The following is a 14,900-nucleotide window of genomic DNA, read 5'->3' as shown; positions in this document are numbered from 1 at the left end:
CGTCAGATTTTGACCATTAGCCGCGAAGGAACAGCCCCGCCGTCAGCCCGGCCCCGATCACCACCACGCCGACCTTTAGCACCATTTCCGGCAGTTTTTTGAGGGCATGGGCACCAAGATAGCCGCCGAGCATCGCGCCGGCGCCGATGATCAGCGCCTCGCGCCATGCAAAAGCGCCGGACAAAGCGAAAACGACTGCGGCTGACAAATTGGCCAACGCAACGAGCACGTTCTTGGTACCGGCGGCGTTTCGGACCGGCAGGCGTGCCAGCGCCAGTGATGCCATGGTCATGATGCCGGCGCCGCCGCCGAAAAAGCCGCCGTAAAGACCGATGGCGCTTTGGGTGAGCACCGTCACCCAGGCCGGCGGCGGGGCGGCGGCGACCTTGGGCCTGGGGCCAAAGCTGCTCCAGGCGAAAAGGGCGGTGGCGGCCAGCACCAGCCAGGGCACCATGGCGGCAAAGACCATGCCGGGCGTGGCAATGAGCAGGAAGGCGCCGCCGATGCCGCCCATGAAGCTGATGAGCGCCAGCGACCGGAACGACAGTCGCTCAGCGCCCGACACCAGCGAACGTCCCGCCCAGCCCGTGGTGATCTGCCCCGGAAACAACGCCATGGTGGAGGTGATGTTGGCCAGTTTCGGGTCCAGCCCGGCAGCGACAAGCGCCGCCAGGGTGATGAAGGAGCCGCCGCCCGCCAGCGCATTTTGCGCCCCGGCCCATAGTCCGACGAGAAAGAGCAGGATCAGCATCGCATTCTTTTGTGCATGCCCGTGACCTTTGGCAAGCCCGGCCAATGCATCCGAAATGCACCCAACGCCGCATAAAGTCTTGGCAAAACATCCGGCTTGCGGATAGTTTGCGGCCCGTCATGCAATATTCGGGCCAGTTTTCAGGATTTGTGACAGACCATGGCTGACAGCGACCTTCTCGACCGCACGGCGCAGGCCGAGCCCGTGCTGCGCGGCCTGTCGGTCGATGGCATCGGCAAGCGGTATGACAAGCGCGTCGTGCTGCGCGATGTCTCGCTTTCGGTGCGGCGCGGCGAAGTCGTCGGCCTGCTTGGCCCCAATGGCGCCGGCAAAACCACCTGTTTCTATTCGATCATGGGCCTGGCCATGCCGGACCAGGGCCGCATCCTGCTGGATGGCCATGACATCACCGGCCTGCCGATGTACCGCCGCGCGATATTAGGCCTTGGCTATCTGCCGCAGGAAACCTCGATCTTTCGCGGCATGACCGTGGAGCAGAACATCATGGCCGTGCTGGAAGTGGCCGAGCCTGACACCGCGCGCCGGGCCGCGCGCCTCGAACAATTGCTGGAGGAGTTTCATATCGGCCGGCTGCGGGCGGCGCCGGCCATGGCGCTGTCAGGCGGCGAGCGTCGGCGCTGCGAAATTGCCCGCGCGCTCGCGGCCAGCCCTTCGATCATGCTGCTCGATGAACCGTTTGCCGGTATCGACCCCATTTCCATCGCCGATATCCGCGCGTTGGTGGTGCAATTGCGCGACCGCGACATCGGTGTGCTGATCACCGACCATAATGTGCGTGAAACGCTGGAAATCGTCGATCGCGCCTGCATCATCTATGATGGCCGCGTATTGTTCGAAGGCACGCCGCAGGCGCTGGTCGCCGATGAAACCGTGCGCCGTGTCTATCTGGGCGAGGATTTCAGCCTGTGATGCGCCCCCGGGCATCGACCGGCTAAGCCATGTCACTGGGGCCGCGCCTTGAGCTGAGACAATCCCAGCAACTGGTGATGACTCCGCAGTTGCAGCTGGCGATCAAGCTGCTGACGCTGACCAATATCGAGCTGGAAGCCTATGTCGGCGAGGAACTGGAGAAAAACCCGCTGCTGATGGCGGGCGACCCCCCTGAGGCTGGCAGCGACGCCCCAACGGAAATGCGCGCCCCGGAGCCGGTGGCCGACCCTGACAGCGCCAGGCTCGACCAGCTGTTGGCACCCGGCGGCGGTGGTGATTCGCCGCTTGATGTCGATCACGCCGGGGAAACCTTTCATCACGACTGCGCCATCGACGCGCCGCAAGCCGAAGGCGCGGGCAGTGCCGATTGGGGCGAGGCCGGCGGCCCTGCCGGCGAAAGTGATTTCGACTGGGGGCAGCTTGCCGCTGCTGGCGAATGCCTTGCCGATGTGCTGGAAGCGCAGGCCAGCGCGGCATTTGACGGCGCCGAACTGATCATCGCCCGCCACATCATCGATGGCATCGACCCGGCGGGTTATTTTCTGGAACCTTTGGACGATGTGGCCGACCGGCTGGGCATATCGTTCGCACAGGCCGAAGCGGTTCTGGCGCGTATCCAGCGGTTTGACCCGGTCGGGGTCGGCGCGCGCAATCTGGCCGAATGTCTGCGCATCCAGGCGGAGGATGCCGACCGCTGCGACCCGGCGATGGCCGCGCTGCTCGGCAATCTGGAAATGGTGGCGCGCGGCGACATTCAGGGCCTGATGCGGCTGTGCGGCGTGGACCGCGAGGATATTGCAGACATGCTGCGGGAATTGCGCGGTTATGATCCCAAGCCGGGCCTGCGCTATGCCAGCGAAACATCGACTCCGGTTGTCGCGGATGTGTTCGTGACGCGCGGCGACGATGGCGGCTGGCAGATCAGCCTGAACCAGGCGTCGTTGCCGCGCCTGATCGTCGACCGGGAATATCAGGCCGAACTGGCGGTGGGCGCCGACAAGGCGACGCTTGGATTTCTCAACGAATGTGTCGCCAGCGCCAACTGGCTGCTCAAGGCGCTCGACCAGCGCGCGCGCACCATCATTCGCGTCGCCAGCGAAATCGTCACCCATCAAAAGGGTTTTTTCGACAGCGGAGTCAGCCAGCTCAAGCCGATGACCTTGCGCGCGATCGCCGAATCCATCGAGATGCACGAATCGACTGTCAGCCGCGTTACCAGCAACAAATATCTGCTGTGCGAACGCGGGCTGTTCGAACTGAAATACTTCTTCACATCGGGCGTGCAAGGCGCCGACGGCGAGGCGACGTCGGCGCTGGCGGTCAAGGACCGCATCGCCCGGCTGATCGCGGCAGAGGGCGATGACACGCTGTCGGACGACAAGCTTGTCGATCTGCTTCAGGGGGAAGGCTTCGACATCGCCCGCCGCACGGTGGCGAAATATCGCGAGGCGCTGGGGCTGGGATCGTCGGTGGCGCGGCGGCGGGCACGGCTGCTGGCGGCGGCGTGATCTTATTCTCTTTCATCGGCGGACTGGCGCGCGGCGGCTGCTTGGGCATGTCCGCAGTAGTCGCTTTTGGCCTGCTTCTGGCATTCTTGGGTTACGCCATGGATAATCCCTGGCAGGCTGCGGGAATGATTGTCGCCGGCATCGCGGTGCTCGTGATAGGAATTGTCATTCTGAACGGCATCATCGACGATGAAGTTGCCGAAGATCGCGCAAATGCACGCTCTGACGACTGTGTCGATGATGAGCTGGATATGGACGATTGCGGCGGTGTGGTTGACCGCGAGTATCGCCAGATGATGCGTGAGGCGGACGATATCATTAACAGCAGTGAATTCGACTTCGAAAAGCCGGGGCGGTGGAGAAACAAAGACAGGCCTTTGGTTCGGCGGCGGCCGAAGAAACCGCCGCGTGATCTATAGCCTGCCGCACCCCTGCCGGGCGCGGCAATGGGCAGGCTTCACACCGCGTTCAACTCTGCTAGGCAAAAGCGGCTGTGATGCGCGTGATCCGACTCCTGATGGCCCTGTGCCTTGTCCTGCTGCCGGTCAGCCGCGCGGCTGCCCAGTCCATTTTGCGTGATGCCGAGACCGAAGCGTTTTTCCGCGATATTTCCCGCGATCTGGTCGTGGCCGCCGGGCTGGACCCGCGCAACGTGCAATTCATTCTGGTCGGCGACCCGAGCATCAATGCCTTTGTGACGGGCGGGCAGAATGTCTTCATTCATTCGGGCCTGATCACATCGGCTGACAATGTGAACGAGTTGCAGGGCGTCATCGCCCATGAAATCGGCCATATCGCCGGCGGCCACAATGTGCGTTTCGGTGAAGGCGCCGGCCCTGCCACCAAGATCTCGCTCCTGTCCCTCGTCGTGGCGGCGGCAGCCGTTGCAGCAGGCGCCGGTGAGGCCGGCATGGCCATTCTGGGGCTTGGCACGGCAGCGGCGCAGGGCAAGTTCCTGGCCTTTACCCGTGACCAGGAAAGCCGCACCGATCAGGCCGGTGCGAAATTCCTGGGTACGGTGGGCCTTTCGGGCAAGGGCTCGATCGCGTTTTTTCGGCGGTTGCAGGCGCAGGAGTTCCGCCTCGCCATCCCGCAGAACAACGAATACGCCCGTACCCACCCGCTCAGCTCGACCCGCGTTGCCAATCTGGAGGCTGTGTACAAGGCGGACCCGGCCTGGAACACGCCGCCCGACCCGGCGCTCGACAAGCGGTTCCAGCGCATCAAGGGCAAGCTGATCGGGTTCGTCGAGGAGCCGCCTCGCGTCATGCAGGTCTATCCCGAAAGCGACCAGTCCGTGGCCGCGCATTATGCCCGGGCCTATGCCTGGCATCGTTCCGGCTTTCCCGAGGCGGCCATGGCCGAAACCACCAAGCTTGTGGCGCTTGGCCCGGCAGATCCGTATTTTCTGGAGCTGGATGGCCAGATCCTGCTGGAATCGGGCAAGGTTGATGCCGCTATCCCGGTCTTGCGCCGCGCCGTGGCACAGGCGCCGCGCGAACCGATGATCATGACACTGCTTGGCCATGCGCTGGTCACCAGCGAGGATCCGGCGCTGGCGGGCGAGGCCGAAACGCTGCTCAAGCGCGCCGTGGCGCTCGACCGCGAAAACCCGTTTACCTGGTACCAGCTTGGCGTCATCTATGATCGGCGCGGTGACAAGCCGCGTGCCGCGCTGGCCTCTGCCGAACGCTTCAGCCTGGAAGGCAATGCGCCTGGTGCTGCCGCCAACGCGCGCATGGCGCGGGCGGGGCTGGCCGCGGGCACGCCGGATTACATCAGGGCAGACGATATTTATCTGGTGGCCGGCGATGCCCTTGATAAGAAGAAGAAGCGGCGATGAACGTCAGGACAATGTTGGAGACGCGGGTGCGGGCAATCTGGGCAATGGCGGCTGTTGTGGCTGCCGGGCTGGGCGGGTTTTTTCTAGTGCCTGCGGCTGCAGGCGCAGCTGGCGGTGCCGCGCCTGCCCCGGAACGGGCTGCAATCGAAAAGATCGTGCGCGAGTACATCCTCTCGCACCCCGAAATCCTGCCCGAAGCCATGCAGCGGCTGGAGGACCGGCAAAATGCCCGGCTGCTGTCCGCGAACCGGTCGATTCTGGAGGCGGGCTTTCCGGGCACCACCGCCGGCAATCCCACCGGAGATGTCACGCTGGTGGTGTTCTTTGACTATGCCTGCCCATATTGCCGCAAGGGCCATGCCGATGTGAAGCAGCTGGTGGCCAGCGATCCGGGCGTCCGCATCGTTTATCGTGATTTTCCGGTGCTTTCGCCAGCCAGTGAGGAAGCGGCCATGGCAAGCCTGTCGGCGGCGACACAGGGTCGGTATCGCGCCTTTCATGACGCGATGTTCGACAGCCCCGGCAAGGTCGGCCATGATCGCACGCTGGGCCTGGTGGGGGCGACGGGGCTGGACGTGGCGCGCACAACGTCCGATCTGACGGCGCCCGCCCTCAAGGCCGAAGTGGCCCGCAATCTGGCCCTGGGCCGGGCGTTGGGGTTGACCGGCACACCGAGCTACATCGTCGGCGACCGCATCCTTTCGGGCGCGGTTGGCTTTGATCGGCTCAAGGAAGCCGTTGATGCTGCACGGGCAGCGCGGCAGGGGTGATCCCGCCGGGCCGCGCTGAACCGCAGGTGCGGCTGGATGTGGTGCAGGCCCTGCGCCGGGCGCTGCGGCTGCTGGCTGGTGACTGGGCGGCTGTCATTCTGGCCGGGCTGGTGCTGGTGACCCTGCCGGGAATGGCCGCGCGGGCGATGGCGCCATCTGCAGATTTCGATATCGTGCTGACAACGCTGCGCGGCGTGCTTGCCATGCTGTTTGTCGCGCTGGTCAGTTTTGGTGCGGGTGCCCGCGCATCAGGTCGTTCGTTGCCGCCGCCGGATTATTGGCGTCAGGGTCTGGCGCGGGCGTTACCGGGATTGAAGGTGGCATTGCTGATGGGCTGCGCAGTTGTCACGGGGCTGATCGTGCAGCTGTTTGCCCGCCATGGCACGCTGGCGGGGCTGGTGCTTGATGCCGCTTTGTTGGCGGCGGGCCTGTGGGGGCTGTGCGCGGCATTGCCCGCCGTGCCGGCAGCAGTGATGGAGAACCTGCCGCCTGCAGCCGCTTTTCGCCGGGCAGCGGCGTTGACAGATGGCAATCGCAACCGCGTGCTGGCGCTGGCGCTGGTGGTCGGCCTTGCGCTGGCGCCGCTGCTGGCACTGGCACTTGGTATGGCAGGAACGGGTATGGCAGGAACGGTCGCTGCCTGGGTCATCGCCGCTATCGAGCTGCTGGCCTGGAGCCTGGCGGCGCTGGTGCCGGCAGCCGTTTATGCCGAATTGAAGGGCGTGCCATGACGAACCACGAGTTTCGCAGCTTTGATGGCACGCGCATTGCCTGGACCCAGATCGGCACCGGGCGCCCCATCGTGCTGCTGCACGGGTTGTTTTCCAGCGGCGAGATGAACTGGCGCCGTTACGGCGCTGCTGCCGAAATCGCCGGCACCGGCTACAGGGTTATCATGCCGGATCACCGCGCCCACGGCCAAAGCGATGCGCCGCATGACCCGGCCGCATATCCGCCAGATGTGCTGGCGATGGACGTCGAAGCGCTGGTCGCGCATCTTGGGCTGATCGATTTTGACCTTGGCGGCTATTCGCTGGGCGCGCGCACCGCGATGCGCCTGATGGTGCGCGGCATGCGGCCGGGCCGGGCCATCCTGTCGGGCATGGGCCTTGAAGGGCTGGTCGGCGGGGCCGAACGGGCGGCGTTCTTCATGAAAATCCTGGAGCAGCCCGATGGCTGGCCGGCAGGGAGCCGGGAGAGCTTTGTCGCGGCCTTCATGAAGCAGAACAAGGTGGACGCGTCGGCAGTGTCGTTGCTGCTGAAATCGCAAGTCGGCACGCCGCTTGCGGCCATTGCCGCGGTGCCGGTTCGCACGCTGGTGCTGTGCGGGCGCGACGACCAGGACAACGGCTCGGCGCCGGCACTGGCGCTGGAAATGGCGCAGGCAGCACTGATCGAGATTCCCGGCAACCACATGAGCGCGGTGACCAAGCCCGATTTCGGCACCGCCCTGTCGGCGTGGCTGGCGCATCATCCTTGACGCCGGCTTTGCACAGGCTCATCGCCGGGCCATAAATCCGACAAAAGGGGAGATTCCATGCAGACGTCCACCCTCAGCATAACCGCCGCGCTGTTGCTGGCGCCGGCTGGCGCATCTGCGCAGGCAGCACCTACCGCCGATGAGGCAAAAGCCTTTGTAGCCGGCGCCGAAAAGCAGATGTCGGCCTATTCGGACCGCGTGCAGCGCGTATTCTGGGTCAATGCCACTTATCTGACCGACGATACCGACCAGATGTCTGCCGATGCCGGCGCCGAGGGCACGCTTTTGCAGGTCAGGCTGGCCAAGGAAGCCGCGCGCTTCAACAGCGTTACCGGGCTTGATGCAGATACGAGCCGCAAGCTGTTCCTGCTGCGCCAAGCCATCGTGTTGCCGGCGCCGGACACGCAGGGCGCTGCCGAGGAACTGGCCACCATCACGACGCGCCTGCAATCAACCTATGGCAAGGGCAAGGGCACCGTGCGCGGCGTGGCGACGGGCGGCAACGATATCGAAGCGCTGATGGGCACCGAGCGCGACCCTGCCGTGCTCAAGGAAATGTGGGAAAGCTGGCACAAGGTCGGCCAGCCGATGCGCGCCGATTACATCCGCATGGCCGAGATCGCCAACGCCGGTGCGCGCGAACTGGGCTTTGCCGATACCGGTGCCATGTGGCGCGCGGGCTATGACATGCCGGCGGCGGATTTCGAGAAGCTGATCGACAAGCTGCTGGCGCAGGTGCAGCCGCTGTATGTCGATCTGCACTGCTACACCCGCACCAAGCTGAACGAAAAATACGGTGACGGGGTGCAGGCCAAGACAGGCCCGATCCGCGCCGACTTGCTTGGCAACATGTGGGCGCAGGAATGGGCCGGCATCTATGACGTGGTCGCGCCCGCCGGCGCTGGCGATATCGGCTATGATATCGGCGACCTGCTGACCGCCAAGGGCGCCGATCCCATCAAGATGGTGCGTTACGGCGAGGCATTTTATTCCAGCCTCGGTTTTGCGCCGCTGCCGGACAGTTTCTGGTCACGGTCGATGTTCACCAAGCCCGCCGACCGCGAAGTCGTCTGCCATGCCTCGGCCTGGGACCTGGATAACAAGGACGATATCCGCATCAAGATGTGCATCAAGGTGAACGCGAACGATTTCGTCACCATCCATCACGAGCTTGGCCATAACTATTACCAGCGCGCCTACAAGGCCCAGCCGCTGCTGTATCTGAACAGCGCCAATGACGGCTTTCATGAAGCCATCGGCGATTTTGCCGCCTTGAACGTCACGCCGGAATATCTGGTCAAGGTTGGGCTGCTGGATGCCGCCAAGGTGCCGGACCCGTCCAAGGACATCGGGCTCCTGCTGCGCCAGGCGCTGGAAAAGGTGCCGGGCATGCCATGGACAGCGCTGGTGGACAAATGGCGCTGGGGCGTGTTTTCGGGCGCGACGACACCGGCGCAGTACAACAAGGCTTGGACCGATCTGCGCCTGAAGTATCAGGGCATCACGCCGCCGGGTCCGCGCAGCGAAGCCGATTTCGATCCGGGCGCGAAATATCATATTCCCGGCAACACGCCCTATGCGCGCTATTTCCTGGCGCGGGTGCTCCAGTTCCAGTTCTACCAGTCCGCCTGTGCGCAGGCCGGGTGGAAGGGGCCGCTGCACCGCTGCTCGATCTATGGCGACAAGGCGGTGGGCGCAAAGCTGAATGCCATGCTGGAAATGGGCATGTCCAAGCCATGGCCCGAAGCGCTCAAGGCCTTTGCCGGCACTGGCGAGATGAGCGGCAAGGCCATGACCGCCTATTTCGCGCCGCTGCACGCATGGCTGAAAAAGCAGAACAAGGGGCAGCAATGCGGCTGGAGTTGACCCGGGCCAGCGGCCCTGCACCCGGCCGCCTGTCCGGCTGAGGAGACGCGCCGGACGCTACGCCTCGCGCCCGACCCAATGCAGTGCCGGGCCATGCCGGGCCAGCCAGCGGCGCGTTTCGCCGGCGTGCGGGTCGAGCCGGGCCAGCAGTGCGTGAAAGCCCGGCCCATGGTCGGCGTGAACCAGATGTGCGACCTCATGGGCCACGACATTGCGGCGGACATGGGATGGCGCCAGGATCAGCCGCCAGCTGTAGGCGATGCGCGCGTCCGGCCCGCCTGACCCGGCACAGCTGCCCCAGCGCGCCCGCGGATCGCCGATGCGAACCTGTGCCACCGGCCGCCCGACCATCGCTGCGATGTCATGGGTCGCGGACGTCATGTCCGCCAGTGCTGCCGCCTTGAGCCAGCGCAGCACGCGGCCCGGCACCAGCGATACCGGCCCGCCAAGCTGCAACCGATCGCCGTCCAGCACCGGTGCGCGGGGATGGCCGGCGTGCCAGTCGATGCAGATATCTCGGCCATCGAACGGCAGGCACGCGCCCGGAAGCAATGGCCGTGGCGCCGGAAAGGCCTTGATGCGCGTCGCCAGCCAGTCCTGATGCGTTTCGAGCAGCCGCAGCGCCTGCGGCAGGCCGCCTCGCGGCGGCAGGCTGATCTCGACGGCACCGGCAACAGGATTGACCCGCAGTCTGATCGCCTGGCTGCGGGCGCGCCGATTGGCCACCAGCTGCACGGTGCGACCGGCAATGACCAGCGTTTCAGGCAGGCGCGGCGTTTCAGAAAGGCGCGGCCGGGAGAAGAAGCCCATGGCTCAGGCCAGAATCACGACTGGCGGCACATTACAGAGCACCACCGATGATATGATCCTCCAGATCGCCGGCATCCGTTTCGGAAATCACCCGGCCGGCAACGGAAATGCCGGCACGGTGGACCGAATTGGGATCGCCGGAGATCAGCGGGTGCCAATCCAGCAGGCCTTGGCCCCGGTGCAGGCGCAAATACGCGCAGGTCGAAGGCAGCCAGTCGATGGTATCCAGCACCGCCGGTGTCAGCCGCACGCAATCCGGCACGAAAAACTTGCGGTTAGCATAATCGCGGCAGCGGCCGGTGCCGGTATCGAGCAGCCGGCATGCGACATTGGTGCGGAACACTTCGCCGGTGTCCTCGTCTTCAAGCTTGTGGATGCAGCATTGGCCGCAGCCATCGCACAGGCTTTCCCATTGCGCGGCGTCCATCTTGTCCAGCGGAACGGTTTCCCAGAACGGTTTATCGGACATATGTCGCCAGCATATCCCGCACCTGTGCGGCATCAAGGCCCTGATGCGGCAGAAAGGCAATGGGGGCGCCGTCGGGGCCGAACAGATACAACATGGCGCTATGGTCCATCAGGTAATTCTGGTCATCGCCGCCGGGCATGCGCTTGCCATAGACGCCAAAAGTGCGGGACACGGCTGCGATCTGGGCCGGCGTGCCGGTCAGGCCGATCAGGCGCGGGTGGAAGGCGGCCACGAACGGCGCCAGGGCCGCCGGGGTATCGCGCACGGGATCGATGGTGATGAAGATCGGTTGCACCTTGGCCGCGTCTGAAGCGTTGCTGGCCGCAAACGCGTTCAGGCCCTTGGTCATCATGGCGACATCGGTTGGGCACACGTCAGGGCAGAATGTGTATCCGAAATAGATCAGCCGGTACTGCCCGGCGAAATCCTTGTCCGTGACCTTGCGGCCTGTCTGGTCGATCAGCGAAAAGGCGCCGCCAATCGATGCACCATCCAGATTGCCCGGCGGCGCGGCGGCAAAGTGCATGTATCCGAGCAGGCCGGCAAGCAGCACGGGCACCAGAACCAGGAGCCACAGGCGTCTGTTCATCGGGCGGTATGGGCGCTATGCGGGGACATCGTTGTTCAAATAGGCTGGAGGTGTTCCCTTGTCGATGTGGCGCATGGCTTTTGCGGCATTGCTGCTGGCCGCTGGCCCGGCAGCGCTGATCCTGCCGGCGACGCCGGCCGCGGCGCAGTTTTCCGAAAGCTATACCTGGCTCAAGGCAGTCAAGGACAAGGATGTCGGCAAGGCGATCGAAATGGCCGACAAGCCGGGCACCACGGTCGTCAACACGCGCGACCTCGATACCGGCGACGCCGCAATTCACATTGTCACCAAGCGGGGCGATATCGGCTGGGTCGGCCTGATCGTGCAAAAGGGCGGCAATATCAACGCCAAGGACGGTCAGGGAAACACGCCGCTGATCCTCGCCAGCCTTGCCCGCTGGCAGGACGGCGCATCGCTGTTCATCCAGCTGAAGGCACAGATAAATGCCCAGAACCGGCTGGGCGAAACCGCCTTGCTCAAGGCCGTGCAGGGCCGCGATGCCAATATGGCAAAACTGCTGATCGAAAGCGGTGCCAATCCGGATCTGGCCGACAACAGTGGTGTCAGCGCCCGCACCGCTGCCAGCAATGATCCGCGTGCCGCCGCCATCGTCCGGATGCTCAAGGATGTGCCGGTGCGCGCTGCCCGCAATGTCCAAGGACCATCGCTCTGAGCGGGGCTCCAGAGACTGAACCAGCGACCGGACCATTGATTGGCCCTGTAACCATGCGCCGCATGGCTGCCGCGCAGCGCAGCGACTAGACCGTCATTATGGAACGGCCTTCAATTGCCTCGGCGGCCTTTGACCGGCCGGGCGTGCGCGTGCGCACCCTTGCCGCGCTGCGCTGGATCGCGATCATCGGGCAGACCTCGACGCTCGTCGTGGTCGGGTTGCTCATGCAGTACCCTTTGCCATGGGCCTCGTTGATTGCCGCCATTGCGGCATCCGGTATCATCAACATCGGTCTTGTCACGCTTTACGAGCGGTCTGCGCGCCTGACCGGCCGGGAATTGGCGCTGCATCTGGCTTTTGACCTGATCCAGGCTGGCGTGCTGCTGTTCCTGACCGGCGGGATCGCGAATCCTTTCTCCGTCCTCCTGATTGTGCCGATCACCATCGCAGCCACTTTGCTGCATGCGCGTGCCATGGGCCCATTGGCGGTGTTGGCGGCGCTGATTCTGATCGTGCAATGGTTCTGGGCGCGGCCGCTGCCCTGGGACGGTCCGCCTCCAACCTTTCCGGTTACTTATCAAATCGGTGTCGCCATCTCGTTGGCCTTGGCGATCGGATTTCTGGCGATTTATCTGTGGATGGTATCAGCCGAAGCGCGCGACCGGGCCCGGGCGCTGGTAGCAACCGAAGCGGCGCTGACCCGCGAATCGCGCATGGCCGCGCTTGGCAGTCTGGCCGCAGCGGCGGCGCACGAACTGGGCGGGCCCCTGGGTACGATTTCGCTGATTGCACATAGCCTTGAGGAGCAATTGGGCGACGATCCGGACTTTGGCGATGACATCCGCCTGCTGGCGTCCGAAGCCGCTCGCAGCCGGCGCATCATGAAGGGCATCGCCACAAGGGCCGAAGCCGAAGACCCGTTCGCCAATCTCGGCATCGACATTCTTCTGCATGAAGTGGCCCAGTCGGTGGCGCCCACCCGGGTGCCGGTGCGCGTGGCCGCGGCATCACCGCTGCCGCTGGTCCGCCGGTCTCCCGAACTGCTGCACGGGCTGAACAATCTGGTCGCCAACGCCGTGCGTCATGCCGGCACCGAGGTGGTGATCGAAATCACTGCCACGGCGCAGGACGTATGCGTTTCAGTCCTTGACGACGGCTTCGGTTTCCCGCCCGATTTGCTGCCTCGCCTGGGCGAGCCCATGCTTGGGCCGTCGCGGTCAGGGTCTGGCAGCACCGGCCTTGGCATTTTCATTGCGACCACGCTTATTGAACGCACCGGCGGTCGTCTCACGTTCGGCAATCGTCCGGAGGGTGGCGGCAAGGTGGACGTGCGCTGGGCACGTGCAAATATAGAAACGGTGCAAGTGCACCACGAAGAGGAAGACCTGTGATGGCCACAATCCCGGAAAGTGAAGCGAAGCCGCTGCTGCTCGTTGATGACGACGTGCCATTTCGCCAACGTCTGGCGCTGCTGCTGGCGCGCAAGGGCTTTGCGGTGACTGCCGTGGGCAGCCTTGCCGAAGCCCGTGTCGAGGCGGCGCGTTCCAAACCGACCCATGCCGTTGTGGACATGCGGCTGACGGACGGCAACGGCCTTGATCTGGTAGCCGAGCTTCGCGCCAACAGCCCGGATGTCCGCATCGTCATGCTGACGGGTTATGGCAACCTGGCCACAGCCGTGGCCGCCGTGAAGGCGGGCGCAGTGGACTATCTCGCCAAGCCGGCCGAGCCCGAGGACATTGTTCGCGCCTTGTCAGCCGATGGGTCGAGCCGCGCCGAAGCGCCGCCCGAACCCATGTCGGCCGACCGGGTGCGGTGGGAGCATATCCAGCGCGTTTATGAACTGTGCGAACGCAATGTGTCGGAAACCGCCCGGCGGCTGAAGATGCACCGCCGCACTTTGCAGCGGATCCTGGCGAAGCGCAGCCCGCGCTAATCCAGGAAGGGCTGAGCCAGTTCAGGCGAGCAAGGCCCCCAACGCTTCCGGATCGTTGATTGCCAGAACCCGCTGCGCGGCGCGGCGCGCCAGAGACAGGGTGATGGCCTTGCGCCGCGCGGCGGCAATCTGGGTCCAGGGCGCCTCGCGCACAGGTTCGGCGTCGAAGCGGTCGGCGACGATGAGGCCTGTGCGCGCCGGGGCAAAACCCGTTGTCTCGAAATCAGCCAGTGGAAAGCCGGCGGGCACTGCCCAGAAGAAGCGGTCGCAATAGTCCAGATAGTCCGGCCATTTGCGGTCGCCGCGCAGATCGGACAGGCTGACCTTGATCTCGACCAGAGTCAGCCGGCCAGCATCGTCAACGCCCAGGATGTCGGCGCGCCGTCCATTGGCCAGCGGCACTTCCGCGAGCGGAGCGACGCCGGCACGCACCAGCCAACGGCAAGTACCGCGCAGAACATCAGCGGCGGTAAGTGGCGCGGCGATGGGTGTTTCTGATGCCATGATGTTCCAGCATGTCGGAACATTATGGGAACATCAAGAGGCGGCGAGCAGCGCCGCCCGATCAGCGATAAAAGATGTGGTTGCCGATGCGCGCGATGCGATCGCGGCGCGGCCAGCCCGGTGACACCCGGCTGGCGTGGAAGGACATCGCCCCTTGCGCCATTTCGGGCCAGAGGTTGTCGCGGGCAATACGGGCGACGGCGACGGCGGTGCGCCAGTCATCAGTGCTGCGCGGTGCGCGGGCGCGGCCAAAGGCAAATTGCCCCGGCTGCTTGATGACGGCACAGATCGTGTCTGCGTATCGGCCGGAGTCCACCCGGTTCAGAATAGACTGGGCGACGGCAAGCTGGCCTTCGAGCGGCTCGCCGCGCGATTCGAAATAGACGGCGGTGGCAAGGCAGCCAAGCTGGCGGTCGACCGTATCGGTATCGCTGGCGGCCGTGCGAACGAGCAAGGGCAGCGGCATCGGGTCGGATTCGGCAGTGACGATATCGTCGCCCGCGACCTGAAGCACGGCGGTGGCGGGTTGTGGCGGCGTGACGATCTGTACAGGCAACGAATCAGAGGCATTTGCCGCGGCGAGCAACAGCCCGGCGGCGATCGGCAACAGGATGATCCGCAGCCATTGGCCGGGAGATGTGCCGTGTACCCAGGAAAAAATTGCCTGCATGAAACCTGTCGTCGCGCACGGCCTTGTCCGAGTCCGCTTGTCGATGCTGGCCCGGAAACTCTCGGGAAACGCCATCGACC

At 64.8% G+C, this 14,900-nt stretch carries 17 protein-coding genes; 11 read left to right on the top strand and 6 right to left on the bottom strand.

Annotated features, from left to right (window positions below; all coding sequences use genetic code 11):
• Positions 1–16: 16 nt before the first annotated feature.
• Positions 17–751: a sulfite exporter TauE/SafE family protein gene (locus RMQ73_RS12575; protein WP_310498605.1), complete on the bottom strand. Its 735-nt coding sequence runs from the start codon at positions 749–751 to the stop codon at positions 17–19.
• Between the two features lie 159 nt (positions 752–910).
• Between RMQ73_RS12575 and lptB the strand changes: the two genes are divergently transcribed.
• The 8 genes from lptB (at position 911) to RMQ73_RS12535 (ending at position 9,169) form a co-directional block, all read left to right on the top strand.
• A complete protein-coding gene (lptB, locus tag RMQ73_RS12570; protein WP_310498604.1) occupies positions 911–1,681 on the top strand; it encodes an LPS export ABC transporter ATP-binding protein in 771 nt (256 codons plus the stop codon).
• A gap of 29 nt (positions 1,682–1,710) precedes the next feature.
• Complete coding sequence (gene rpoN, locus RMQ73_RS12565; RefSeq protein WP_310498603.1) at positions 1,711–3,210, top strand: RNA polymerase factor sigma-54; 1,500 nt, start codon at positions 1,711–1,713, stop codon at positions 3,208–3,210.
• Positions 3,207–3,629 (top strand): hypothetical protein, encoded by a 423-nt coding sequence (locus tag RMQ73_RS12560; protein WP_310498602.1) that lies wholly within the window; start codon positions 3,207–3,209, stop codon positions 3,627–3,629. Before rpoN ends, RMQ73_RS12560 begins: the two co-directional genes overlap by 4 nt.
• A gap of 77 nt (positions 3,630–3,706) precedes the next feature.
• Positions 3,707–5,053: a M48 family metalloprotease gene (locus RMQ73_RS12555; protein ID WP_310498601.1), complete on the top strand. Its 1,347-nt coding sequence runs from the start codon at positions 3,707–3,709 to the stop codon at positions 5,051–5,053.
• Complete coding sequence (locus RMQ73_RS12550; protein ID WP_310498600.1) at positions 5,050–5,823, top strand: DsbA family protein; 774 nt, start codon at positions 5,050–5,052, stop codon at positions 5,821–5,823. Before RMQ73_RS12555 ends, RMQ73_RS12550 begins: the two co-directional genes overlap by 4 nt.
• Positions 5,820–6,554 carry a hypothetical protein gene (locus tag RMQ73_RS12545; protein ID WP_310498599.1) on the top strand — a complete coding sequence of 245 codons (735 nt, stop codon included), beginning with the start codon at positions 5,820–5,822 and terminating at the stop codon, positions 6,552–6,554. The genes RMQ73_RS12550 and RMQ73_RS12545 overlap by 4 nt, the downstream gene beginning before the upstream one ends.
• Complete coding sequence (locus RMQ73_RS12540; RefSeq protein ID WP_310498597.1) at positions 6,551–7,303, top strand: alpha/beta hydrolase; 753 nt, start codon at positions 6,551–6,553, stop codon at positions 7,301–7,303. The genes RMQ73_RS12545 and RMQ73_RS12540 overlap by 4 nt, the downstream gene beginning before the upstream one ends.
• 57 nt (positions 7,304–7,360) lie before the next feature.
• The gene (locus RMQ73_RS12535; protein ID WP_310498596.1) at positions 7,361–9,169 is read left to right on the top strand and encodes a M2 family metallopeptidase; all 1,809 of its coding nucleotides are present in this window, start codon (positions 7,361–7,363) and stop codon (positions 9,167–9,169) included.
• A gap of 57 nt (positions 9,170–9,226) precedes the next feature.
• On the opposite strand, the gene RMQ73_RS12530 is transcribed toward RMQ73_RS12535, so the two are convergent.
• From RMQ73_RS12530 to RMQ73_RS12520, 3 genes are read right to left on the bottom strand one after another with little or no spacing between them, the layout of a single operon-like run.
• Positions 9,227–9,979 carry a SprT family zinc-dependent metalloprotease gene (locus tag RMQ73_RS12530; protein WP_310498595.1) on the bottom strand — a complete coding sequence of 251 codons (753 nt, stop codon included), beginning with the start codon at positions 9,977–9,979 and terminating at the stop codon, positions 9,227–9,229.
• A gap of 31 nt (positions 9,980–10,010) precedes the next feature.
• Positions 10,011–10,448, bottom strand: a complete 438-nt coding sequence (locus RMQ73_RS12525) for a YcgN family cysteine cluster protein (protein WP_310498594.1) — start codon at positions 10,446–10,448, stop codon at positions 10,011–10,013.
• A complete protein-coding gene (locus tag RMQ73_RS12520) occupies positions 10,438–11,037 on the bottom strand; it encodes an SCO family protein (protein WP_310498593.1) in 600 nt (199 codons plus the stop codon). Before RMQ73_RS12520 ends, RMQ73_RS12525 begins: the two co-directional genes overlap by 11 nt.
• A 64-nt stretch (positions 11,038–11,101) precedes the next feature.
• Between RMQ73_RS12520 and RMQ73_RS12515 the strand changes: the two genes are divergently transcribed.
• The 3 genes from RMQ73_RS12515 to RMQ73_RS12505 all read left to right on the top strand — a co-directional run bounded on the left by RMQ73_RS12515 (position 11,102) and on the right by RMQ73_RS12505 (position 13,646).
• Positions 11,102–11,710, top strand: coding sequence for an ankyrin repeat domain-containing protein (locus RMQ73_RS12515; protein WP_310498610.1), 609 nt, complete (start codon positions 11,102–11,104; stop codon positions 11,708–11,710).
• A gap of 98 nt (positions 11,711–11,808) precedes the next feature.
• Positions 11,809–13,101 (top strand): ActS/PrrB/RegB family redox-sensitive histidine kinase, encoded by a 1,293-nt coding sequence (locus RMQ73_RS12510; protein WP_310498592.1) that lies wholly within the window; start codon positions 11,809–11,811, stop codon positions 13,099–13,101.
• Complete coding sequence (locus tag RMQ73_RS12505) at positions 13,101–13,646, top strand: ActR/PrrA/RegA family redox response regulator transcription factor (RefSeq protein WP_310498591.1); 546 nt, start codon at positions 13,101–13,103, stop codon at positions 13,644–13,646. Before RMQ73_RS12510 ends, RMQ73_RS12505 begins: the two co-directional genes overlap by 1 nt.
• 21 nt (positions 13,647–13,667) lie before the next feature.
• Here RMQ73_RS12505 and RMQ73_RS12500 read toward each other — a convergent pair whose 3' ends face one another.
• The gene (locus tag RMQ73_RS12500) at positions 13,668–14,150 is read right to left on the bottom strand and encodes an MmcB family DNA repair protein (protein ID WP_310498590.1); all 483 of its coding nucleotides are present in this window, start codon (positions 14,148–14,150) and stop codon (positions 13,668–13,670) included.
• 61 nt (positions 14,151–14,211) lie between these two features.
• On the bottom strand, positions 14,212–14,820 hold the full coding sequence (locus RMQ73_RS12495) for a cell wall hydrolase (RefSeq protein ID WP_310498588.1): 609 nt from the start codon (positions 14,818–14,820) through the stop codon (positions 14,212–14,214).
• Between the last annotated feature and the right edge of the window lie 80 nt (positions 14,821–14,900).

The organism is Sandarakinorhabdus sp., assembly GCF_031430775.1.
GTDB lineage: Bacteria > Pseudomonadota > Alphaproteobacteria > Sphingomonadales > Sphingomonadaceae > Sandarakinorhabdus.
Note: the sequence above shows the minus strand (reverse complement) of the source record. Positions and strands in the feature narration are given on the sequence as shown.

Coding starts and splice junctions, on each gene's coding strand:
- RMQ73_RS12550 (WP_310498600.1), top strand. CDS start 5,050: ATGAACGTCAGGACAATGTTGGAGACGCGGGTGCGGGCAATCTGGGCA.
- rpoN (WP_310498603.1), top strand. CDS start 1,711: ATGTCACTGGGGCCGCGCCTTGAGCTGAGACAATCCCAGCAACTGGTG.
- RMQ73_RS12575 (WP_310498605.1), bottom strand. CDS start 751: ATGCTGATCCTGCTCTTTCTCGTCGGACTATGGGCCGGGGCGCAAAAT.
- lptB (WP_310498604.1), top strand. CDS start 911: ATGGCTGACAGCGACCTTCTCGACCGCACGGCGCAGGCCGAGCCCGTG.
- RMQ73_RS12530 (WP_310498595.1), bottom strand. CDS start 9,979: ATGGGCTTCTTCTCCCGGCCGCGCCTTTCTGAAACGCCGCGCCTGCCT.
- RMQ73_RS12520 (WP_310498593.1), bottom strand. CDS start 11,037: ATGAACAGACGCCTGTGGCTCCTGGTTCTGGTGCCCGTGCTGCTTGCC.
- RMQ73_RS12540 (WP_310498597.1), top strand. CDS start 6,551: ATGACGAACCACGAGTTTCGCAGCTTTGATGGCACGCGCATTGCCTGG.
- RMQ73_RS12500 (WP_310498590.1), bottom strand. CDS start 14,150: ATGGCATCAGAAACACCCATCGCCGCGCCACTTACCGCCGCTGATGTT.
- RMQ73_RS12515 (WP_310498610.1), top strand. CDS start 11,102: ATGTGGCGCATGGCTTTTGCGGCATTGCTGCTGGCCGCTGGCCCGGCA.
- RMQ73_RS12525 (WP_310498594.1), bottom strand. CDS start 10,448: ATGTCCGATAAACCGTTCTGGGAAACCGTTCCGCTGGACAAGATGGAC.
- RMQ73_RS12495 (WP_310498588.1), bottom strand. CDS start 14,820: ATGCAGGCAATTTTTTCCTGGGTACACGGCACATCTCCCGGCCAATGG.
- RMQ73_RS12510 (WP_310498592.1), top strand. CDS start 11,809: ATGGAACGGCCTTCAATTGCCTCGGCGGCCTTTGACCGGCCGGGCGTG.
- RMQ73_RS12505 (WP_310498591.1), top strand. CDS start 13,101: ATGGCCACAATCCCGGAAAGTGAAGCGAAGCCGCTGCTGCTCGTTGAT.
- RMQ73_RS12555 (WP_310498601.1), top strand. CDS start 3,707: ATGCGCGTGATCCGACTCCTGATGGCCCTGTGCCTTGTCCTGCTGCCG.
- RMQ73_RS12535 (WP_310498596.1), top strand. CDS start 7,361: ATGCAGACGTCCACCCTCAGCATAACCGCCGCGCTGTTGCTGGCGCCG.